The following is a 24,116-nucleotide window of genomic DNA, read 5'->3' on the forward strand; positions in this document are numbered from 1 at the left end:
TTGCTGCCCGGGTCCTTGCAGGAAAACGTGGCCTATTACGCAGTGGTCGATGCAACGGGCCTGCGCTTGCAATTGGCGCAAAGCCGAGAAAACGCCATGGCCACCGAGCCGGTTGTGGTCAATCTGGGTGTGGAGCCTGGCCAGCAGCCTGCGGGCTTGGTGGTGCAGCAGCGCCAATGGACCGAACGTGACCAGTTGGGAACCCGCGACAGCCAAACCACCGATGCCATCACCTTTGCCAATGGCGTGGCGCTGCACACCGGAGATGCTGTCGTGGTGGGCGAAGGTGTTGCCAACCTCACCGCCGGCACTTACTTTGCAGTGGTCAGCGCTGACAGTCAAACCTTGCGCTTGGCCACAACGCTGGCCAATGCCCAATTGGCAAGCCCAGTCACCGTCCCGGTGCAAAGCCTGTCGGCATCCCTGAAAACGGGCGAGCAGCGCATGTTCCGCCTGATCGGTGGCGCAGTCGCCACGCTGGATGTGATTGAACTGAGCCAGGCCAGCGTGAAGGCGCTGGCCGATCGTCCGGGCCACTATGACCCGAATTACGTTTTCAAATTTGCCCGCCCAGAAGACGACACACAGGCGAGCATCAATCCGATTGCCCGCAACCTGTTTGACACCGTGCTGTTCCCCAATTCCGGTTTGTCCGGAGGCGGCTCCGAAAAACTCGCTGTCAACTCGCTCAATGCGATCAAGGCGGGCGGTCGGGTCACTGTGACGGCTGGCAGCGCCATTGGAAGGGTGGCTGCGCCGACCACCTTGGACATGTCCCAAGGCCTGGCTTCGCTTGCGCCTGAAAAACTGGCCTTGCTGGCTTCGGTGAGCGTGGGCGATGTGCTGGGTGTGACCCACCAACTGCTGCGTTACAAAGGGCCGGTGGGGGATGCATCGGCCAGCGATTTCGCTTACACGACCGAGTTCAGCAACGCCTTGCAGTGGGAGGTGGTCACGCCCGTGGTGGCCGCCAACGCAGCTTCGCCCGTGGCCCTGAACGCCGCCAGCATTGTCTTGCATGAGGGCAGCGGCTACGGTGGGTACCGCTGGAAGTTGGCCGATGCCACGGTGGACTTGGCCCGAGCCGATTTCACGGATGAAACACGCTGGGAGAAGGTCAAGGCCGACTACGGTTTGTATGCGGTGGATAAGACGGATTTCAGTGTCAGTGCCAGTTCCTCAGGGACCTTGGAAATCCGCCGGGATGAGTCGGTTCGTGTGACGGTGGCAGGTGCTGAGGGGGCTTATGTCTATGTGGGCCCGGTGGACCCCACCACCCGCACGAAGGTATTTGCCGCGACCCAAGGCGAGTTGTTGTCGGCTCAGTTTTGGACAAACGTCAACCAGTGGCGTCGCATCAATCAGGCAGGCGGTCAGGCAGGCGGCCAGTTGTTCCGCCTCGACCCGGACAAGCAAGCCAACAGCGACAGCCATCTGTATGCGATCCGTCAGGACCTGCCGCAGCGCCTGACGGTGCAGGTCTTTGACCCGATCACCCTGGACATCGGCCAGGAAGTGTCGGCCCATGCCGGTGCAGGGGTGTCTCTGGAGTCGAACAAGGACCTCAAGATCCAGTCCATCAGCGGTGGTGCCGATGTCAGGCTGAGCGCCACAGGCCACATCGTGTCCACCTCCGGCAGTGTCACCCAGGTGGTTTCGGCAGGCGGCCACATGCAGCTGAACACCGCGGGCGGTCGCATCGGCAATGCAGCCTTGGGCGCGCTGGGCATTGAGGTGGGTGAGGGGCGTTTGCTCACGGCCTCTGCCAAGGGCGACATCCAGCTCCAGGCCATGACCCGCGGACTCAATGTGAACCGGATCGTGACCTCCGAGGGCGCGGTCAGCATCACCGTGAACACCGGTGACCTCACCCTGGGGCGCATCGATGCCATGGGCAGCGTGCGGCTGCAGACGGCGCAAGGCAGCATCCGCAACGTCAATGACCCGGCGCTGGTGGCGCTGCCCAACATCACCAGCAGCGTGGGGGGCGTTGCCCTGCTGGCTTCGCAGGACATTGGCAGCGCGTCCTCGGGCCTTGTGGCACCCGCCCACCTGAACGTGCGCACCGGCGCGAACCGTCTGGACATGACGGCCGGCGGCAACGCGTGGGTGCGTCTGCTTGACCCGGTCACCCTGGGTACCGTGAATGTGCAGCGCGGCGATCTCGATCTGATTGCCGTATCCGGCATGGACGTGGTGGAGCTGGGTCCCAAGCAGAGTTCGATCCAGGTGTCTATGGGCCAAATGTCGGTCGATGCCACCGGTTCGCTGCAGCTGGCCCACGTCAACGTCCAGCAAGGGCTGGTGTTGCGCGCCACCGACGCCTTGACACTGCGCCAGTCCAGCGCCGCCATCATCACCCTGGACGGCAGGAAAGGCGTGACTGGCGAGAACTTGAGCGCCAGCACCGGCCTGAACGTGAGCGCCACCGGTGCGCTGTCGCTGGACACGGTGAACGTCTCGGCGGGCGCTGCCACGCTGAATGGCATGAGCACGGTGTCCTTGAACGCACTGACGGTGCAGGGTGCGCTGAACGCCACGGCCGCTGGCGCGCTCACGGCCAACCAACTTCTCAGCAGGAACGGTGCGATCACGTTCACCGGCAGCGCCGCAGTCACGGGTAATGTGCTGAGCGCCAACATTGGCCTGAACGTGAGCGCCACCGATTCGCTCTCGCTGGACTCTGTGCACGTCTTGACGGGGGGCGCCACGCTCACCGGCATGAGCACGATGTGGCTGAACACGCTGGTGGTGCGCGATGCGCTGAATGCCACGGCCACCGGAGCGCTCACGGCCAACGGCCTTGAAAGCATGCACGGTGCGATCACGCTGGCCGGCAGCGCCGCTGTCACGGGACATTTGCTGAGCGCCAGCACTGGCCTGACCGTGAACGCCGCCGGTGCGCTGTCGCTGGACACGGCGTACGTCACGGCGGGCGGTGCCACGCTCACCGGCATGAGCACGGTGTCCTTGAACGAACTGACAGTGCGTGATGCGCTGAACGTCACGGCCACCGGCGCGCTCACGGCCAAGCGCCTTGTGAGCCAGCTCAGCAGTATTTCCCTCACATCTTTGCAAGGGGCTATCGACTTGGATGACGTGCAGGCCAGCCAGGGCAGCGTGAACCTCGCCGCTTGGGGTGACATCCTCAATGCCCGTGCCGACGACAGCACGTCGTTGGTGGCCGCCACCCTGCTGGCCAACAGCGCCACCGGCCAGATCGGCAGCAGCGCACGTTGGATGCAGGTGAGCGTGAACGGCTCGGTCACCCTGTCGGCCCATGACGATCTGCGTGTGCGCGCCAGCGGGGGCAGCCTGCACTTGGTCTCGGCCAGATCGCTCACCCAGGACGCATGGCTGTCGGCCAAGGACAGCATCGTCGCCTGGGGGAGCGATGACGGTGCCCGCATCGAAGCGGACCACATCACGCTGCTTGCCGAGGAAGGCAGCCTGGGCACCGATGAGTTTGCGCTGCAAGTCAATCCACGCGGCACCCATTTGCTGGATGCGTCGGCGCTTGCGGGTGTTCACCTGACGGGCATGGTGGGCCCCTTGTATCTGGGCACGGTGCGGGCGCTTGCGGGCAACCTCCGTCTGCGCATGCGCGACACGGCCGACGCTGGCGAGGATCTGGTCCTCTCGGCGGGCACCGTGCTCAATGCCAGCGGCACGCTGGGCCTGTACGCGGCCGATGCGCTGAGGCAAGACGCGCTTGCACAGATCAGCGCAGACGGCGCGGTCGAGATTGCCGTGGACCTGGGCGACACCGGCAAGCAAGACGCAGGCGGTACCAGCCTGACCCTCTCGGGCACCGTGAGCGGCAGCAGCATCCGGGTGGCGGGTGGACGGGGCGATGACCTCATCACGCTGGACGCCACGCAATTGACCGGCCCCACCCAGGTGCTGGGTTCCTTGGACAGCCTGGCTGGTGGCGACGATGCCATCGTGTTGCATGCCTTGCCCCACACAACTGATCCGATCAGCGTTGACGGGCGCGGTGGCAGTGACCGCGTGACCTTGCAGTTGCAGGGTGACGCCATCGGCCTGGATGTGACGGTGCACGACACAGGCGACCTTCTGGATGGTGCCAATGTGCTGGCCATCGAGGGCAGCTCGTCGGCCGATCACTTCCTGGTGCGCAGCAATTTCATCGCGCGGCTGGTGCCCGTGGCCATCGTGGACGGTCATGCCACCTCCTACCAGTCGCCTGTGCAGCGCATCAACTACGACAGCACACAGACCGGACGTGTCGTGGTGATGGGTCTGAAGGGCGATGACCAATTCTTTGTGGATGACAACAGTGCGCTCATGACCCTGGATGGCGGCGAGGGCGATGACCGCTTCCAGTTTGGCCAGATGTTTGGCGCTGCCCGCGTGGCACCCCAGGTGGCCGAAGGTGACGAGGTCGAGACGGTGCAGACCACGGTGGGCTTCCTGACCCGTGGCATCCACTATGCCACGGTGGCTTACGGCGGCACCGGAAACGACCAGTTCGTGGTGTACAGCAACGCGGCCGAACTCAAACTCTTTGGCCAGGACGGGGATGACAATTTTGTGGTGCGCGCCTTTGTCATCCAGCAAACCCAGGGCTTGGCCACAGACAGCACCACCATCGACGGCGGCGGCGGCAATGACACCGTGGAATACAACATCAATGCGCCTTTGCGCATCGACGGTGGCGCGGGCATCAACAGCCTGACGGTGCTGGGCACCGAGGTCTCGGACAACTTCGTCATCACCCGCGACGGCATCATGGGCGCGGGCCTGAATGTTGGCTACGCCAGCATCCAGCGCATCGAGGTCGACGGCCTCGAGGGCGATGACCACTTTTTTGTTTTGAGCACCAAGGACGACATCGTCACCACCTTGATTGGCGGTGCAGGAAGCGACACCTTCGATGTGGGGGGCGATGTCACCGGCAAGATCGTGGCCTTGAGCACCGAGGGGGCAAGCGCCTTTGTCAACCACGCGCTGGCCAGTGACGATCTGGGCTTCGATGGCGCTTTTGCCGAAGGCGTGCGTTTGAACGTGGCGGGTGATGCCGCCACCAGCCCCCTCCTCATCACCCAGACGGCCAGCAGCACCCGCGTGGTCAAGGGCGGTGGCCACGGTCAGGAGCAGGACCACTACACCCTGTCCTTGGCCGCGGCCCGACCGCTCACCGCCACCACGGTGTATCTGGCGATCTCGGCTTCTTCCATCAACCGCGAGGGACTGGACGCCGGTGGCCAGCCGATCAAGCTGTCGCTTGACGGGGTGCATTTCGCGCAATCCCTGACCGTTCGCTTTGACGCCGAGGCCGCTGCGGGCAGTGCTTTTGACTGGGCGCGTGACATTCAGGTGCGCGTGCGGGTTCAGGCCGATGCGGCCCAACTGGGTGATGCCACGGCCATCATCAGTCACCGACTCATCAGCACGGACGCGGCTTTCAACCGTGCGGCACTGCCCAATCTGGAAGTGGCGGTGATGGATGCCACCGTGGCCGCGCCGCTTTTGGGTGAGGATGCGCAACATCTGCGCGTCATGGCGGGCAGTGCGGGTGCGCAGTACACCGTGGCCCTGACCCAGCAGCCGTCTGTGGGTGAAACCGTCACCATGAGCTTGCGTACCGACAGCAGCTGGCTCACCCTGGCTTCGTCGCAGGCAGCGGGGCGTTTCACCGACCTGGGGCATGGCGAATATGCCTTGACCTTCAATCGGGACAATTGGGACCAGGGCGTGGTGATCACGGTCAGCGGTCAGCAGGCTCCGACGCCGCGCAACCCTGTCTTCAAGGGCATCGTCCACAGCCTGGCCAGCGCGGGCGCAAGCGATCTGGTCTATGCGGGCACCACGGGCACCCGTACCGTGACGGTGGACACCCGCGACGCCCGTGTGGGCACTTTGGTCGTCACCGCCCCGGGCAACCGGGTGGTGGACGCGAACCACAGCTATGACTACACCGTCGCCCTGAGTCGCCAGCCGACGGCGAATGTGCAAGTGAGCGTGCTCACCGATGGCCGCACCACGGTCAGCAGCCAGGATTTGCGCCTGTCTTTGGTCGATGGCCAGCCGGTCGTCACCTTCACCGCCGACAACTGGAATTTGCCGATCACCCTGTCCCTGTCGGCTGTGGCAGGCACCTCCAGCGCCAACAGCCCGGTGCAGGCCTTCCCGGTGCAGGCGCACCTGGCGAATGGCGTGCAGGGGCCTTTGGTGATCGAAGGCGACAGCATCCCCGGCCGCGACCGCACGCTTTACCAGGGCGTGCGACTGCCCTCGGAGCGGGATGTGGCGCTGCCGCAGGCAAGCCCAGGCGCGCAAGCCTTCAGCGACAGCACCGACACGCTCCATGTTTACAACGACGGCAGCCGCGCCAACGACACAGGCCGTCTGGCCTCGCCCACTGAAGCCGGTAGCCTGGGCCTGGCCTCTGTTTACGGTGCCTCCCTGCAGGATCTGGGTGCCAGTTCCTTCGTCAACCTCTCGGGCCTGGGCATGGGGGGCAGTTTGACGCAGCTGCAAAGCAGCGCACCGGGTGCGCAGTCCCGCACCCTGGACGGAGGCATCACCTTGCGCAGCCTGGAAGTGCTGGATGTGATGCTGGGGCAGGGCGATGACACTTTCACCGTCGATGCCTTGCCCAGCGGGGCCATGACGCTGGTGCAAGGCGGTGGTGGCAGCGATCGTCTGGTGGCCACGGTGGGCGGCAGCACCGCGCTCAACCCCGCCGACGGCCTGGAGGACAAGACGGTGCTGGTGATGTTTGGCGACACCAGCCAGGACGGCCGTGGTTATGACTCCGAGACCGGCAAAGTCAGCGGCCAGGCACGCTTGTTCACCCATCCGGGCGACGATGTGCTGGATGCGTCTGCGGTCAGCGCCCGGGTGATCCTGTACGGCGGCGCTGGCAACGATACCCTGCGCGGTGGGGGCGGCCATGACCTGCTGGTCGGTGGCAGTGGCGATGACGTGGTCGTGGGCCATGGCGGCAGCGACATCGTCTATGGCGATGCTGGCCTGAATCTGGACCTGAGCACGCGTTTGAGCAAGACCCACAGCGATCCGCTGACCGTGGTCAATGTTCTGGCGCTGACGGACCGCAGCAGCGGGGACACGCTGAGCGCAGGCCACGACGTCATCACCGTGGGCAACGATGCGCTGGTGATGGCCGACTTTGGCCTGATCACCCAGGTCTCGGGCACTTACCTGCTCCTGGGCAACGGCCAGGTGAGCGCCATGGCGTCGGTCGAGCAAGCCACTTGGGGCAACAACACCATCACGGCAGGCACCGGGATCACCTTTGTTCTGGGCGGTCAGGGCGAGGATGCCATCAACGTGGCAGGTGGTACCGCCTTCGTGACGGGGGATCTGGGCCTGCTCACGCGTGATGTCGCTTCGGGCCAGGTGACCCATCTGGCCTCGACCCACGACCAGGGGGCAGATGACACGGTCACGCTGGGGGGGCAATTCAATGTCGTCATGGGCGGTGCGGGTGCGGACACCGTGACCGTGGCCAGCGGCGAAGGCGTGGTGCTGGGTGACCGAGGCACCCTGGACTTCAACGATCAGGGCCGTCTGGTGCGCATGGCCTCGCAGGTGTCCTTGACGGCAGATGCCACTGCGGGCGCGGACACCGTGACTTTGGGCAGCGGCACCTTCCGCGTCATCCTGGGCGCGGGCGCTGATGTGCTCACCGGTGGTGACGGCACGATGACCGTGATCGGTGATGAAGGCCTGATCCAGATGCGCGGTGACGGTGCGGTGCTGGCGCAAGTGGCCTCGACGAATCTGACGGTGACCGATGCAGCTTGGGGCGACAAGGTGACTTTGGGTCAGGGCGACTTGGCGGTCATTGGTGGAGCGGGTTCGGACACCGTGACCTTGGGCGAAGCCACAAGCGGCAACAGCGGCGAAGTACTCGGAGATCGGGGCACCCTTGACTACAACGCCAACGGCAAGGTGGTGCGGCTTGAATCCGTGCCTTCCCTCTCTGAAGACACCACGGGCGGCAATGACACGCTGAAGCTGGGCAGCGGCACCTTCCGCGTCATCCTGGGCGCTGGGTTCGATGCACTCACCGGCGGCGACGGCACGATGACCGTGATCGGTGACGAAGGCCTGATCCAGTTGCGCGGTGACGGTGCGGTCTTGGCGCAAGTGGCCTCGACGAATCTGACGGTGACCGATGCAGCTTGGGGCGACACGGTGACTTTGGGCCAGGGCGACTTGGCGGTCATCGGCGGCGCGGGTGCGGACGCCTTGAGCCTGGGCCAAGGCAGCACCGGTAACAGTGGAGAGGTGCTCGGAGATCGAGGCACCCTTGACTACAACGCCAACGGCAAGGTGGTGCGGCTTGAATCGGTGCCTTCCCTCTCTGAAGACACCACGGGCGGCAATGACACGCTGAAGCTGGGTAGCGGCACCTTCCGGGTCATCCCCTGGGTGCGGGGACCGATGCACTCACCGGAGGCGACGGCACGATGACCGTGATCGGTGATGAAGGCCTGATCCAGTTGCGCGGTGACGGTGCGGTCTTGGCGCAAGTGGCCTCGACGAATCTGACGGTGACCGATGCAGCTTGGGGCGACACGGTGACTTTGGGCCAGGGCGACTTGGCGGTCATCGGCGGCGCGGGTGCGGACGCCTTGAGCCTGGGCCAAGGCAGCACCGGTAACAGTGGAGAGGTGCTCGGAGATCGAGGCACCCTTGACTACAACGCCAACGGCAAGGTGGTGCGGCTTGAATCGGTGCCTTCCCTCTCTGAAGACACCACGGGCGGCAATGACACGCTGAAGCTGGGTAGCGGCACCTTCCGGGTCATCCTGGGTGCGGGGACCGATGCACTCACCGGAGGCGACGGCACGATGACCGTGATCGGTGATGAAGGCCTGATCCAGTTGCGCGGTGACGGTGCGGTGCTGGCGCAAGTGGCCTCGACGAATCTGACGGTGACCGATGCAGCTTGGGCCGACACCGTCACTTTGGGCCAGGGCGACTTGGCCGTCATCGGCGGCGCGGGTGCGGATGCCTTGAGCCTCGGCCAAGGCAGCACCGGCAACAGTGGTGAGGTGCTGGCCGATCGAGGCACCCTCGACTACAACGCCAATGGCAAGTTGGTGCGGCTTGAATCGGTGCCTTCCCTCTCTGAAGACACCACGGGCGGCCATGACACGCTGAAGCTGGGCAGCGGCACCTTCCGCGTCATCCTGGGCGTGGGCGCTGACCAAATGACGGGCGCGGATGGCGCGATGACCGTGGTGGGCGACGAGGGCCAGATCACCTTGCGTGCGGACGGCGCAGTGCTTGAAGAGGTGGCGGGCATCAACCTCAATGCCTCGGGCGCAGCCGGTGCCGATGCCGTGGTGTTGGGGCAGGGCGAGCATGTGGCCATCACCGGTGCGGGGGGGGATTCGCTCACAGCGGCCAGCGGCAATTTCACGCTCATCGCTGACGAGGGACGCATCGGCTTTGATGCTGACGGCGTGGCCATCGACATCCGCACGGTGGATCAAGCGGTGCTGCGTGGCGGCGACGACACTGTGGTGCTGGGCGATGGCAACGGGGTGGTGATGGGCGGCGAAGGCGCTGACAAAATCACTGCGGGCCTTGGCGAGCACATCGTCCTGGGCGATGCCGGTGTAGTCCTGGCCACCACCGGCAGGGTGCTGGTGTCGATTGCCACCATCGACACCCACCCCGGCGGCAACGATGTCATCACCTTGGGCCATGGCCGTCACTGGGTGGCAGGCAGTATCGGTGCCGACCAGGTGGTGGTGGGTGACGGCCCGGCCATTGTCTTTGGCGACGGCGGCAAAACGACCTATGACCAGGCAGGCCTGGCGGTGTTGGCCGAGTCCACCCGCAATGATGTGGGCGGCAACGACGCCCTGATCGCCGGGGATGGGCCAGGAGTGCTGATCGGCGGCAATGGGGATGATGCGGTAGACGGCGGTGCAGGCCAAGACGTGGTCTACGGTGATGGCGCCAGGATCACCTGGCTGTCCGGCTTCCTGGTCAAGGCCGAGGGGCTGGATGTCTATCAGGGGGGCAAGGATTTCATCCGAGGCAGCGCGGGCAACGATTTGCTGGTGGGCGGAGCCGGTCAGGACGTGCTGGACGGCACCCTGGCGGACGACCAGATGCTGGGCGACTATGGTGGCTTCACCTGGCGCAATGGACGCTACGAATTGGACAAAGTGGCCGTGCCCACCAGTCCAAGTGATTTGATCTCTGCGGTCAATGAAAGCCTGTATTCCTTGGTGGTGACGCCCTCAGCGCCGAAGACGCAGGACACCTCGTCTGGCGCAGTGACCACGGGTCAGAGTGCTTCGGGCAGCGAGACGGGGGCGGGTGGACAGGGTGCTTCGTCAGCCAGCAGTGACGTCGGCAGTGCCCTCTCCGGCAACGGGCTTCGTGCCGGTCAGAACGATCTGGGCCTGTCTCATCAGGCACCGCAAGCCGGTGAAAACCAGGACCTGAAGGATTTGCTGCAAGGTCAGATGGCGGTCAATGAGGCCAGCGGCAGCGACGGCAGCGGCACTTCTGTGGCCAGTGTCGCCATGCAGGCAAATCCGGGACATCAGGCCCAAGCCCCGGAACAGCCCCCCCAGACGGTGCGCCGCCGTCCGCAGCAGACGCCAGATGAGACCCTGGCCCAGGCGATCCATTGGGCACCGCTGCAGACGCACGAGGGCGACAAGCCAGAAGGGCGCATGACTTACGATCAGAAAGTGACCATTGAATGGAGTGTCATGAATGGGCCAGTCTGACATGCATGCTTCCTGGGCGCGCCAGCATGGCCAGGCGTGGATTCGCCTGGCCTACCAGGATTTTCCGGCCTCCTTCAGGCTGATCCTGATCTTGCGCCAGGCTTCGGGCGGTGCCCTGGAGCCGGTGGCCTGGTGCCCGCCCGATGGGGGTGCGCCCGACGCACTGTTGGTCGAGACGGCCGAACGGTGCCTCAGCGAACAGCAGGAAACCCAGGCCGAATCTGCACAGCGGGAGGCTGCAGCGGTGCCCATCTGGTGCGGGGGGGCGCTGGTGGGCCTGGTGGCCGCTGACTGTCCCAGCGGTCAAATGGCCGTGCAGGGGGTGCGACTTCGGCGACTGGCACACGAAGCGGCGGGCCACTTGGCGCAGGCCGTCGATGCGGACAGGGCCCGTTTGCCCGAACTCATGCAGGCCCTGGCGGGCGCCATGAGCCAGGACGATGGCACCGCTGCGGCCGAGACGCTGGTGACCGAGTTGGCCCTGCTGCTGTCTTGTGAGCGGGTGGCCATCGGTTTTCGTGAAGGCCTGCAAACCGAGGTGACGGCTTTGTCCAACGCGCCGGAGTTTCGCCGCGAGATGGCCCTGGTGCGTCAGCTGGCCGCTGTGATGGACGAGGCCATCGACCAGGCTGCCGTGTTGCAGTGGCCCGCAGCCGGGTCCGCCGACCCGGTTTTGGCGCTGCGTGAGCATGCCACCCTGGCGGGTGCGCAGGGTCAGGTGCTCACCGTACCTTTTCAGCTGGACCCCGGTCTGCCGGGGCACAGTGGGGCGCTGCTGTTCGAGCGTGCAGCCGCACGACCTTTCAGCGCAGAGGACGTGGCAGCCTGTCAGACTGCTGCCGCGCTGGGCGCGCACATCGTGGCCTTGCAGCGGCGCGCTACCCGGCCCTGGCACAGGCGCTTGCGCGATGCGCTGCAGCGCCAGTTGCAGCAGTTGCGTGCGCCGGGTCACTACGGACACAAGCTGGTGTTTGCCGTGTTGCTTGTCGCTCTGGTGGTGTTGCCTTTTGCCCAGGCCACCTACCGCATCAGCGCGCGCGCCTCGCTCGAAGGGGTGGTGGTGCGCACCCTGGCTGCGCCATTCGACGGCTATGTGGAGCAAGCGCGTTTTCGTGCAGGCGACACCGTCAAGGCGGGCACCGAAATCGCGGCCCTGGATCGGCGTGACCTGCGCCTGGAGCTGATTCGCGCCCAAGGCCAGGTTGAGCAGTACCGAGAGCAGTACAACGATGCCGCCGCCCGCCGCGACCGCGCGCAGATGGCCGTAGCGCAGGCCCAGCTGGAACAGGCTGCTGCACAGGCACAGCTCACGCAGGACAACCTGACCCGTGCCGTCATCCTGGCACCCTTTGATGGTCTCATCGTCAGTGGCGACTTGCACCAGCAACTGGGCGCGGGTGTGCGCCGTGGCCAGACCCTGTTCGAGATGGCACCGCTGGACCGCTACCGCGTGGTGCTGGAGGTGCCCGATGCCGAAATCGATGAAGTGCGGGTCGGCCAGGCCGGTACGCTGCGCTTGGCCGCCTTGCCCGAGCGGGTGCTGGCGCTCAAGGTGGCTCGGGTCACGCCGGTCACCGCTGCGCGTGATGGCGCCACCTATTTTCGGGTCGAGGCCGACCTGGAGGCTGCGGGGCTGCCGCTGCGCCCCGGCATGATCGGCAACGCCCGAATTGAGGCCGGCACCCAGCCCCTGGGCTGGATCTGGCTGCACCCCTTCCTGGACTGGATGCGTTTGCACCTCGCAGGCGGCTGGTCATGAGCGCCACGCTCAACAGCCCCACCTGGTACCGCGTCGCCTACACCCGGCCCAAGCTGGGCCACAACGTCAGCGTGCAGCGGCAGGTGTTTCGCGGGCGCGTCTGGCATGTGTTGCAAGACCGCAGCAGCGGGCGCTTTCACCGCTATCCACCCGCGCTGCATGCGGTGCTGGCGCGCATGGACGGCGAGCGCACCGTGCAGCAGATCTGGCTGGCCGTGCTGGAGCAACTGGGGGCCGATGCGCCCTCGCAGTCGGATGTGATCCGCTTTCTGGCCGACCTGCACCGCACCGATGCCCTGGTCACCGATGCCCGCCCCAACCACGCGCTGCAGGCCCATCGCAGGCGCGCCAGCTGGCGTCAGCGGCTCAAGCAGCGCCTGGCCAACCCGGTGGCACTGCGCCTGCCGCTTGTCGATCCGGATGCCTTTTTGTCGGGCCTGGCGCGGACTTGCTCACCGCTTTTGGGCTGGGTGGGTGCGCTCTTGTGGCTGGCGGTGGTGGGCTGGGGGCTGGCACTGACCGTGACCCACTGGTCGCGCCTGGTTCACAACGGCCTGGACCAGGCCTTTGAGCTGGACAACCTGCTGCTGACGTTTTTGGTGTTTCCACTGGTCAAGGTGCTCCACGAAATCGCCCATGGTGTGATCACCCGCCACTACGGCGGCGAGGTGCACGAGGCCGGGGTGATGCTGCTGCTGTTCGTGCCCGTACCCTACATCGAGTGCTCGGCCGCCTCGGCCTTTCCTGAACGCCATCGGCGCATGCTGGTGGGGGCCGCTGGCATCCTGGCCGATCTGTTCATCGGTGCGCTGGCCCTGATGGTCTGGCTGCAGATGGAGCCGGGCATGGCGCGCAGCCTGTGTTTCAACGTGGTGCTGGTCACCTGGGCCTCCACGCTGTTGTTCAACGGCAACCCTTTGCTGCGCTATGACGGGTATTACGTGCTGGCCGACGCATTGGAAATGCCCAACCTGGGCCAGACCGCCAACCGTTACCACGCCTACCTGGCCCAGCGTTACCTGCTGGGCATGCCCGAGCGCGAGAACCCGGCGCGTGATCGCCGCGAGGCCTGGATTCTGGGCCTTTATGGGGTGGCCGCCTTTGCCTATCGCCTGGTGCTTGCGCTGGCCATTGCGCTCACGCTGGCCACTTACCTGTTTCAGCTGGGGGTGTTGCTGGCCCTGTGGGTGCTGGTGTCCATGCTGGGCCTTCCGGCCTGGCGTGTCCTGAAGTTTTTGCTCGATTCCTCACTGCTGGCGACACGCGGTGTGCGCGTGCTGGGCGTGTCGGCCTTGTCGGTGTCGGCCTTGGCCATTCTGGTGGCGGGTATTCCGCTGTCCAGCCGTACCGAGCACGACGGCGTGGTCACCGCTTTTGACGCATCGGTGGTGCGTGCACAGGCCGATGGCGTGGTCGCCGAGCTGGCCGCCCGCCCTGATGAGGCGGTGGCTGCTTCGCAATTGCTGGTGCAGCTGGATAACCCAGAGGCTAGGGCACGTCTGGCGGTGGCCCAGGGCCAGGTGCTGGAGATGCAGGCCCGCCTGGCCCAGGCACAGGTTCAAGGCCGGGCACAGGCACGTCTTTTGGAGGAGCGCTTGGCGCAGGCCTTGGGCGAGATGGCCTACTTTGAGCAAGAGGTGGCGCAGCAGCAGGTGCTGAGCCCCTCGGATGGGATTTTTGTGCCCGACCGCACCGCAGACCTGCAAGGCAGCTTCATCGCCCGTGGCCAGGCCTTGGGCTATGTGCTCAACCCCAAGGACTTGGGTGTGCGGGTGATCGTTTCGCAGCAGGATGCGCGGCGTCTGCTGGAGGCTGGGGCGCAGGCCGAGACCCGCTCGGTGGTGCGCTCTGTGGAGCGTCCTGGCGAGCGCCTGCTCGCCCGTGTGGTCCGCGCGGTCCCCGCTGCCACCGATGAGCTGCCCGATGCCGCGCTGAGTGTGCGTGGCGGCGGCACCGTGGGGGTCGATCCCACCCGAACCGACACCATGCGTTCGGTGGAAAAACTCTTCGTTGTTTACCTGGGTTTTCAGTCTGGGCAGACCGACTTGCCCCGTCCCGGCATGCGGGTGAAGGTGTGGTTGCAGCACGCTGCGCAGCCCCTGGGCGTGGAGTGGCGTGACTGGGCGCTACGCACCTGGGTGCGGCTGACCGGGCATTGATCAGGACAGGACCATGGCATTTCACGCAAGCCCTGCTTCCGCCCAGTCCCGTGCGCCGCTGGGGCTGTACCCGCAGCGAGAGGTGGCCCTTGATGAAGGATGGCTGTCACGGGCGGGCGAATGGCTGCTGGGCCCATGGGTGAGGCGTGCGCAACGCGGGTTTGCACGCCCGCAGTGGTTCGCAAGGCAGGTGGCCTCGCAGGCGATGGACGACGCGCTCAACGATTCGCTCGATGTGCAGGCGCTGGCGGCCCTGGTGCCTGCCCTGCGTGCCCAGTTGCGGCAACACGGGATGACGCCGATGCGGGTCGCACGCAGCTTTGCACTGGTCCAGGCCATGGCCACCAAAGTGCTGGGCATGACACCTTTTCACACCCAGGTGCAGGCCGCCTGGCTGATGCTGCGGGGCCTGACCGCCGAGATGAACACGGGCGAGGGCAAGACCCTGACGGCCGCCCTCACTGCGGCCACCGCAGCGCTGGCGGGGCGTCGGGTGCATGTGATCACCGCCAATGACTACCTGGCCCAGCGCGATGCGCAGACCCTGGGCCCGCTGTACGCCGCGTTGGGGCTGCGCTGCGCAAGCGTCGTGCAAAACCAGTCCAACGAGGAGCGGCGTGCGGGCTGGCAAGCGGACATCACCTATTGCACCCACCAGATCGTTGTGTTTGACTACCTGCGCGACCGCATGGCGATGAAGGGTCGCCACCATGAGCTGCAGCTGCAGCTGGCCCGCGCCATGGCACCGGCGGGCGATGCGCCCTGGCTGCTGCGGGGCCTGGATTTCGCCATCGTCGATGAGGCCGACAACATCCTCATCGACGAGGCGCGCACGCCGCTGGTGATTTCGGCTGAAACCAGCTCGGCCACAGATGCGCCCGATCTGCCGACCGCCCAGCAAGCCCTGTGGATGGCCGAATCGATGGAGGCGGGCCAGCACTACCTGGTGGAGATGCTGCCCACCCGTTCGGTGCGTTTGCTGGCGGCGGGCCGGGCGATGTTGGGCGAGGCGGCGCAGGATTTCGGCGGCGTGTGGCACCTGCCGCTGCGCCGCGAGGAACTGGTGCACCAGGCGCTCACTGCCATCCATGTGTTCCATCGCGATGAACATTACCTGGTGCGCGATGGCAAGGTGGAGATCATTGACGCGGCCACCGGTCGTGTCATGCCCGATCGCACCTGGAGCGAGGGCCTGCACCAGCTGGTGGAGGTCAAGGAAGGTTGCGCCCTCAGTCGGCCGCGTCAGTCGCTGGCGCGCATCAGTTTTCAGCAGTTCTTTCGGCGCTACCGCCATCTGTGCGGCATGACCGGCACGGCCTCAGAAGTGGCGGGCGAGTTGGGGCGTGTCTACCAGTTGCCGGTGGCCCGTGTGGCGCCGCTGCACGCTTCGCGCCAGCTGAGCGCGGGGCGGCATGTGCAGGCCAGCGAGGCCGAAAAATGGCAGGCCATCGGTCGACGCGTGGCCCATTGGCACGCGCTGGGCAACCCCGTGCTGGTGGGCACGCGCACCCTGGCGGCTTCAGAGGCGCTGGCCCGGGTGCTGTCCGATCTGGGCTTGCCCTGCACGGTGCTCAACGCCCGTCAGGACCAGCAAGAGGCGCAGATTGTGGCGCAGGCCGGGCAGCTGCGGGCCATCACCATTGCCACCAACATGGCCGGTCGCGGCACCGACATCACCCTGGGGCCGGGCGTCAAGGCGCTGGGCGGGCTGGTGGTGCTGCTGACCGAGCGCCACGCCAGCGCCCGCATTGACCGCCAGCTGATGGGGCGTTGTGCCCGTTTTGGTGATCCGGGCATCACCGAGACCTTCATCAGTCTGGACGACGCGCTGTTCGAGCGCTTGCCCGCTGCCATTCGCGACAGCCTGCAGTGGCTGGGGGCCAAGCGGCCCAGCCTGCTAAAACCTGTGGCCCTGGCCCTGTCCCGTATCCTTCAGCACCTGGATGAGCGGCGCAGTGCCCGCCAGCGGGTGCGCCTGATGCAGGAAGACCAGCGGCTGCAGCAGTTCCTTGCTTTTTCCGGAGAGATTGAATGACCCATCCTCACACCACCCCCTGCCAAAAGACGGCCCCCATGACCCTCTTCATGCGGGGCTCCCGTGTGGCGCTGCTGGCCGCTTGGGGCCTGGCCGGTCTGACCCAGGCGCAAACGCCAGCCCCCGGTGCTGCGGCTGCGCGACTGACGTCACCACCGCCCTCGGCAGTGCCCGCCAACCGCTTGCCGGACGCCACAGCTTCATGGGGCGTGGGAAACCGCAACCGGAACATCACCGACGAACTGGAGTGCCTGCTCGAGCCCAATATGGCCGCCTCTTTGGGCACCCAAGTGCCCGGCATCATTGCCGAGGTGCTGGTGGACCGTGGTGATGTGGTGGCTGCGGGCCAGGTCGTGGCCCGCCTGCAGGCCGGTGCCGAGCAGGCCAGCGTGGAACTCAAGCGCGCCCAGACTGATTACGGCCAGCGCCGGGTCAAGCGCAATGAGGAACTGGTGGCGCAGCAGCTGCTGTCTGAGAGTGAGCGCGACGAGGTGGAAACCCAGACCCGTCTGGCTGCCATCGAACTCAAGCAGCAAGAAGCCGTGCTGGCCCAACGCGTGATACGTGCGCCCTTCAGCGGCGTGGTGGTCGAGCGCATGCTCAATCCCGGCGACCGGGTGTATGAGGAAAAAATCCTGCGCATCGCCCAGATTGACCCGCTGCGCGTGGAGGTGGTGGTGCCCGCACGCTGGATGGACAAGGTGCACAAGGGCCTGCGCGCTGAAGTGAACCTGGCACCCCACCACAACGGCAAATACGCCGCCCGTGTGGCTGTGGTGGACCGCGTGGTGGACGCCGCCACCGCCACTGTGGGCGTGCGTCTTTTGCTGCCCAACCCGCGTTCGGCGATACCGGCAGGCCTGCGCTGCCATGTGCGGTTCCTGTCCGGAGACTTGCGTGACTGAGCTGATCGACGGCCTTCACGCACACGCCCTCTACCGGGAAGGCTGTATGCCGGGGCCTGCGTCCCGCACTTTGGCGTGGCTTGAGCGGGTGCGCGCAGAGGTGGCAGGCCTGCCCGTCACCGGCTGGGAGGCATCTTGTCGCCTCAGCCCGCGCGGCATGGAGCCTTACCGCATCGGCACGGGCCTGTCGCCTTCGGCCTTGCCCTTGCCCCTGATGGATTGGCTGCGCCCGCTGGCCTTGCCCGAAGCCGTGGCCGCCCGGGTGCGGCGATCAGCAGCTTTCATCAACCATGTTTATCTGGCGGTGGAGGAGGGGCCCGTCGGGGTGGTGCTCAAGCTGTACCTGGAGTTTCCGGTGCCCCAGTCGGGCCTGTTGATGGTGGGCTTGAAGTGGCTGCCGGAGCATCCCGAGGTGCCGGTGCGGGTCACCCGCTATACCCGCCGAGCGGGCCATACCCGCACCCAGGTGCTGGCACATCTGGGTGGGGCGGTGGATGACGCTGCCCAGGTGTTCACGCCTCGCGCCCTGGCCGCCTGGGCGGTGGAGCTGGTCAACCAGCGCCTGGATCTGGACCGTCAGATGTTGCCCTGGATCGAGGTGCGCGAAGACGGCCAGAGCCAGCGTGAGGCGGATGACCTGAATTTCTATGGCACTGGCTTGCCGATTGCAGCTTTGGCGCCGGGCCTTGAGCGCCTGGGTGCTGCGTGGGGCCTGGCGACGGGTCCGCTGCAAGAGTGGCTGGCGGTGATGCAGGCTGTGGCGGTGGGGCACTTGTCGGTTGGCGTGCGCGAGGGGCGCGAGGCCTTCCTGACGGTGTACCACCCGGTCGCTGGGCGCACCTGAACGTCCAAGGCGGACATCACTGTGGTTGTTGAAGTCCTTGCAACGGTTTGAGGATGATGGCTCCGGCCACGAAAAGTCTTCGAGGTACAAAGATGAAAGCCGCAGCTGAAGCTGCTGATCTGCTCTTCGGTTTGAAGCCACCCCAGGCGCACGTCATCGGGCAGACCTCACACGTCATGACGAATTCACCACACAGCCTGACCCATAGCCCATTCCGTCATGGCCAACAGCTCGTTCGCAATGACGGGGGGGGCTCGAAATGACGGGGGTGGCTTTTCCGTCATTGCGAGGAGCTTGCGAAGCGGCAATCCAGCTATGTCGCCTGCAAAGGCATTGGTGCCGGGTTGACAGCAGTTGCTGGATTGCCACGCTTCGCTCGCAATGACGGGGGGAGGCTCGCAATGACGGGGGGCAGAGGCTCGCATTAGCCTGAGAGCTATTTGGGCTGTGCACTGGGTGAGAGGGCAGGTACACGCCATGCATGAGGATCTTTGTTCGAGGCACCATGGTTTGACCGGTTAAAATCCGGGCCTTCCCAAGGAGCGTTGCAGCCCGCCGCCTTTCAGGCGCAGCAGGTCAGGCTTGGGGCCGTTCAATGTCTGAATGAACTTGCACAACGACGCTCACCTGTAGCCCCAAGGTGAGTCTGTGTCTGTTGTCGCGTCTGAAATTCTGTCTGTTCCTCCCATGAAGTTGTCCGGTCTGGAGCCTGTCTCCATCGGCACCGGGTCGCTGTTTGTCAACGTGGGCGAGCGCACCAACGTGACCGGCTCCAAGGCCTTTGCCCGCATGATCTTGAATGGCGAGTACGAGCAGGCTTTGGCCGTGGCGCGTCAGCAGGTCGAAAACGGTGCACAGGTGATTGATGTGAACATGGACGAAGCCATGCTCGACAGCCAGGCGGCCATGGTGCGGTTTTTGAACCTGATGGCCGGTGAGCCCGACATCGCCCGTGTGCCGGTGATGGTGGACTCGTCCAAATGGACCGTGATCGAAGCCGGTTTGCGTTGCATCCAGGGCAAGGGCATCGTCAACTCGATCAGCATGAAAGAGGGCTTGGATGAGTTCAAGCGCCAGGCCAAGTTGGTCAAGCGTTATGGTGCGGCCGCAGTGGTGATGGCGTTTGACGAAAAAGGCCAGGCCGACACCTACGAACGCAAGATCGAAATTTGCGAACGCGCTTACCGGGTGCTGGTGGATGAGGTCGGCTTCCCGCCCGAAGACATCATTTTTGACCCCAACATTTTTGCGATCGCCACCGGCATCGAAGAGCACAACAACTACGCGGTGGACTTCATCAACGCCACGCGCTGGATCAAGCAAAACCTGCCGGGTGCCAAGGTGTCGGGCGGTGTGTCCAACGTGAGTTTTTCATTCCGTGGCAACGACCCGGTGCGCGAGGCCATCCACACCGTGTTCCTGTACCACGCGATCCAAGCCGGCATGGACATGGGCATCGTGAACGCGGGCATGGTTGGCGTGTACGACGACCTGGAGCCCACGCTGCGCGAACGGGTGGAAGACGTGGTGCTGAACCGTCGCCCCGATGCAGGTGAGCGTTTGGTCGAAGTGGCTGACAGCGCCAAAGGCGCGGCCAAAGACGAGAGCACCAAACTGGCTTGGCGCGGCACGCCCGATGCGCCCGTGAGCGTGGCGCAGCGCTTGAGCCACTCGCTGGTGCACGGCATCACCGACTTCATCAGCGACGACACCGAAGAGGCCTACCAAGAGATTCTGGCCAAAGGCGGTCGCCCCTTGCATGTGATCGAAGGCCCGCTGATGGACGGCATGAACGTGGTCGGTGACCTGTTCGGCCAAGGAAAAATGTTCTTGCCGCAGGTGGTCAAAAGCGCTCGTGTCATGAAGCAGGCCGTGGCACATTTGCTGCCTTACATCGAGGCCGAAAAGCTTGCGCAAGAAGCGGCAGGCGAAGACGTGAAAGCCAAGGGCAAGATCGTGATCGCCACCGTCAAGGGCGATGTGCACGACATTGGCAAAAACATCGTCACGGTGGTTTTGCAGTGCAACAACTTCGAAGTGGTCAACATGGGCGTGATGGTGCCTTGCCACGAAATCTTGGCCAAGGCCAAAGAAGAAAACGCCGACATCATTGGCCTGTCGGGCCTGATCACGCCCAGCCTCGAAGAGATGCAGTACGTGGCGGCCGAGATGGAAAAAGACCCCTACTTCCGCGAGCGCCAGATGCCGCTGCTGATTGGCGGCGCCACCTGCAGCCGCGTGCACACCGCCGTGAAAATCGCGCCAAACTACACCGGCCCCGTGGTCTATGTGCCCGATGCTTCGCGCAGCGTGGGCGTGGCGCAAGGTTTGTTGTCCGAGCAAGCGGCCAAGTTCATCGCCGACTTGAACACCGACTACGCCAAGGTGCGCGAGCAACACGCCAACAAAAAGCAAACCCCCATGTGGACGCTGGCGCAGGCCCGCGCCAACAAAACGCCGATTGACTGGTCGCACGGCGTGCCCGCCGCACCCAAGTTCATCGGTCGCCGCGTGTTCAAAAACTACGACTTGGCCGAGATCGCGCAATACATCGACTGGGGTCCGTTCTTCCAGACCTGGGACTTGGCCGGGCCTTTCCCCGCGATCCTTGACGACGAAGTGGTGGGAGAGCAGTCGCGCAAGGTTTATGCAGACGGCCAAGCCATGCTGCAAAAAATCATCGACGGCCGTTGGGTCACGGCCAACGCCGTGCTGGGCCTGTACCCCGCTAACAGCGTGAATGACGACGACATCGCGCTCTACACCGACGCATCACGCCAGCAAGTCGCCATGACTTGGCGCGGCCTGCGTCAACAAACAGAAAAGCAACGCATTGAAGGCGTGATGCGCCCCAGCCGCTGCCTGGCCGATTTCGTCGCGCCGCAAGGCACAGCGCCAGACCATGTCGGCGTCTTCGCCGTCACCGCAGGCATTGGCGCCGACAAACGCGCCGCCGCTTTTGAAGCCGCGCACGACGACTACAGCGCCATCATGCTCAAGTCTCTGGCCGACCGCCTGGCCGAAGCATTGGCCGAATGCCTGCACAAAAAAGTGCGCACCGACCTGTGGGGCTATGCCGCAACCGAGGCGCTGAGCAACGAAGAATTGATTGCCGAAAAATACCAGGGCATCCGCCCCGCACCCGGCTACCCCGCTTGCCCCGACCACAGCGCCAAACAAGCCATGTTTGACCTGCTGCAATGTCAGGACATCGGCATGGGTCTGACCGAAAGCTTGGCCATGACGCCTGCGGCCAGCGTGAGTGGTTTCTACATCGCCCACCCCGAGGCGCAGTACTTCAGCGTGGGCAAAGTCGGTGACGACCAGGTGCAAGACTTGGCCCAGCGCAGCGGCGTGGAGGTCAAGGCCCTGCAGCGCCTGCTGGCCCCTAACCTCTGAAACCTTTGGAAACTGCCCAAACCTGTGCGCACTGCACAGGCCGCAGAAGGTGGATGCGTTAAGCTTTTCCCTTGTTGTCACACTTGGAGAGATGCCACATGAACCGATTTGCCACCCGAGCCAGCGCCTGGCTCGCATCACTGGCCTTGGCCCTCAGCCTGACCGGCTGCGGCTACAACGATTTCCAGCGCCTGGATGAGCAGACCACTTCTGCCTGGTCCGAAGTGCTCAACCAATACCAGCGCCGAGCCGATCTGGTGCCCAACATCGTGGCCACCGTCAAGGGCGAAGCCAATTTTGAGCAGGAAACCCTGACCAAGGTGATTGAAGCGCGCGCCAAGGCCACGAGTTTTCAAATCACCCCCGAGGTGCTGACCAATCCCCAGGCGATGCAGCAGTTTCAGGCCATGCAGGGGCAACTTTCCAGCGCCTTGTCGCGTTTGATGGTGGTGTCGGAGCAGTATCCCAACCTCAAGGCCAACCAGGGTTTTGCCGATTTGCGTGTGCAGCTCGAAGGCACCGAAAACCGCATCACCGTGGCGCGCAACCGCTACATCGCTGCGGTGAAAGACTACAACGTGTTGGCCCGCAGCTTTCCCACCAACTTGACGGCCAAGGTGTTCGGCTACGCGCCCAAGGCCAACTTCACGGTGGCCAACGAAGCGGCCATCAGCGCGCCACCCAAGGTGGACTTCGGCAAGTGATTCACACCCACATGCCCAAGTCTTGGCAAATCGGCCGGTTCGGCGGGAACAGCTTGACCAAAGGTTTGACGCGGCTTGTGTTGAGCGCCATGGCTTGGGTCATCTTGAGCCTGTCGCCTGCTTGGGCCCAAACCCTCGTGCCAGTGCCGCCCCTCACCGCCCGTGTGATGGACCAAACCGGCACCCTGTCCGCGGCCGATGTGGCGGCCCTTGAGCAGCAACTCAAGACCTTTGAACAGCAACGCGGCACCCAAATCGTGGTGCTTGTGCTGCCCAGCACCGCCCCCGAGGACATCGCCGACTTCACCCAGCGCCTGGGTGATGCCTGGAAAATCGGCCGCCGCCAGGTGGGCGATGGTTTGCTGCTGGTGGTGGCCCTGAATGACCGCCGTTTGCGCATTGCCCCGGCCAAGGCACTCGAAGGCGCGGTGCCCGACTTGGCGGCCCAACGCATCATTGACCAGGTGATCACACCAGCCTTTCGCCGGGGGGATGTCGCGGGTGGCTTGCGTGAAGGATTGACGCACCTGCAAGCCCGCATCGAGGGCGAGGCTTTGCCCTTGCCCGAGACAGGCGTTCAAGGTGCCCAAACCGCTGGGGATGCCGGGGTGGATTGGCTCAATCTGGTCGTGTTGTTGCTGGTGGCTTTGCCGGTCGTGGCGGGCGTGCTGCGCCGGGTGCTGGGGCAGCGCTTGGGCGCATTGGCCAGCGGGGGCGTGGTCGGTGTTGTGGTTTGGAGCGTGACCGGTCTGCTCTGGCTAGGGGGCATCGCCGCCATGCTGGGCCTGATGTCGGCGCTGTTCATGCAGGCCCTGCCCAGTGCTGCAGTGCGGCGCAGTCAGAGCCGTGGGCGTGGCGGTGATTTTTCCGGTTGGGGTGGCGGCCACGGTGGTCACGGCGGCTGGGGCGGGTCGGGTGGCTCCAGCGGCGGTGGGTTTTCGTCGGGCGGCGGTGGTGATTTTGGGGGCGGTGGTGCCTCCGGGAGCTGGTGACATGCGTGAATCGCTTCTGAGCTTTTGGGCACGTTGGTGGCGACACCGCTGGATGGACGAGCGCGCCGCCGAACGGGCGGTGCCCCCAGCCATGGCCGAGCAACTGCAGGCCCGGGTGAGCGCCAGCGAGGCGAGGCACAGCGGCGAAATCGTGCTGTGCGTCGAAGCGGCCTTGCCCAACAGCTATCTGTGGCGAGCGGGGCGCGAAGCACCCTTGCCTGTGGTGATACGCGAGCGTGCACTGTCGTGGTTTGGCAAGCTGCGCGTGTGGGACACCGAGCACAACAATGGCGTGCTCATCTATATGCTGCTGGCCGAGCGCCGCGTTGAAATCGTGGCCGACCGGGGCATCAGTCGACATGTGCCCGATGCGCACTGGCAAGCGGTGGTGCAGCATTTGGGTGAGCACTTGCAAATAGGCGACTTCGACAGCGGTCTCACGCAGGCCCTGCAAGAAGTCTCGGCGCTGCTGGTCCAGCACTTCCCGCTGCAGCCCGGTGAGGCGAATCCGGACGAGCTGTGCAACCGGGTGATTTGGGCCTGAGCCCGGGGCCGGACCAGAACAAAG

Annotated in this window: 11 protein-coding genes and 1 riboswitch (1 of these 12 cut by a window edge); all 11 genes read left to right on the forward strand. The window is 65.0% G+C overall.

Features of this window, described 5'->3' with window-relative positions:
- On the forward strand, positions 1–8,466 hold the end of the coding sequence (locus H663_RS33530; protein WP_116695886.1) for a DUF4347 domain-containing protein. It extends 20,208 nt beyond the left edge of the window; 8,466 of the gene's 28,674 nt are visible here — the last part of the coding sequence; the start codon falls outside the window, past its left edge; it ends in the stop codon at positions 8,464–8,466.
- A complete protein-coding gene (locus H663_RS33535; protein WP_116695887.1) occupies positions 8,463–10,751 on the forward strand; it encodes a beta strand repeat-containing protein in 2,289 nt (762 codons plus the stop codon). The genes H663_RS33530 and H663_RS33535 overlap by 4 nt, the downstream gene beginning before the upstream one ends.
- Entirely contained in the window at positions 10,738–12,510 is a 1,773-nt protein-coding gene (locus H663_RS33540; protein ID WP_053173351.1) for an efflux RND transporter periplasmic adaptor subunit, read from the forward strand. Before H663_RS33535 ends, H663_RS33540 begins: the two co-directional genes overlap by 14 nt.
- Positions 12,507–14,669, forward strand: coding sequence for a hypothetical protein (locus H663_RS33545; protein WP_053173353.1), 2,163 nt, complete (start codon positions 12,507–12,509; stop codon positions 14,667–14,669). The genes H663_RS33540 and H663_RS33545 overlap by 4 nt, the downstream gene beginning before the upstream one ends.
- Positions 14,670–14,682: 13 nt before the next feature.
- Positions 14,683–16,704: a preprotein translocase subunit SecA gene (locus H663_RS33550; RefSeq protein WP_053173355.1), complete on the forward strand. Its 2,022-nt coding sequence runs from the start codon at positions 14,683–14,685 to the stop codon at positions 16,702–16,704.
- On the forward strand, positions 16,701–17,609 hold the full coding sequence (locus H663_RS33555) for an efflux RND transporter periplasmic adaptor subunit (protein WP_053173357.1): 909 nt from the start codon (positions 16,701–16,703) through the stop codon (positions 17,607–17,609). The genes H663_RS33550 and H663_RS33555 overlap by 4 nt, the downstream gene beginning before the upstream one ends.
- The gene (locus tag H663_RS33560) at positions 17,602–18,453 is read left to right on the forward strand and encodes a hypothetical protein (RefSeq protein ID WP_133240028.1); all 852 of its coding nucleotides are present in this window, start codon (positions 17,602–17,604) and stop codon (positions 18,451–18,453) included. Before H663_RS33555 ends, H663_RS33560 begins: the two co-directional genes overlap by 8 nt.
- Before the next feature lie 531 nt (positions 18,454–18,984).
- Positions 18,985–19,085: riboswitch (S-adenosyl-L-homocysteine riboswitch) on the forward strand.
- Between the two features lie 55 nt (positions 19,086–19,140).
- Positions 19,141–21,852 carry a methionine synthase gene (gene metH, locus H663_RS33565; protein WP_083451206.1) on the forward strand — a complete coding sequence of 904 codons (2,712 nt, stop codon included), beginning with the start codon at positions 19,141–19,143 and terminating at the stop codon, positions 21,850–21,852.
- A gap of 98 nt (positions 21,853–21,950) precedes the next feature.
- The gene (locus tag H663_RS33570) at positions 21,951–22,556 is read left to right on the forward strand and encodes a LemA family protein (RefSeq protein WP_053173361.1); all 606 of its coding nucleotides are present in this window, start codon (positions 21,951–21,953) and stop codon (positions 22,554–22,556) included.
- Between the two features lie 11 nt (positions 22,557–22,567).
- Positions 22,568–23,548 carry a TPM domain-containing protein gene (locus tag H663_RS33575; RefSeq protein ID WP_083451207.1) on the forward strand — a complete coding sequence of 327 codons (981 nt, stop codon included), beginning with the start codon at positions 22,568–22,570 and terminating at the stop codon, positions 23,546–23,548.
- A 1-nt stretch (position 23,549) separates the two neighbouring features.
- Positions 23,550–24,092, forward strand: coding sequence for a TPM domain-containing protein (locus H663_RS33580; protein WP_053173363.1), 543 nt, complete (start codon positions 23,550–23,552; stop codon positions 24,090–24,092).
- The last annotated feature ends 24 nt before the right edge of the window (positions 24,093–24,116 follow it).

The sequence above is a fragment of the Limnohabitans planktonicus II-D5 genome (assembly GCF_001270065.2).
GTDB classification, from domain to species: Bacteria; Pseudomonadota; Gammaproteobacteria; order Burkholderiales; family Burkholderiaceae_C; genus Limnohabitans_A; species Limnohabitans_A planktonicus.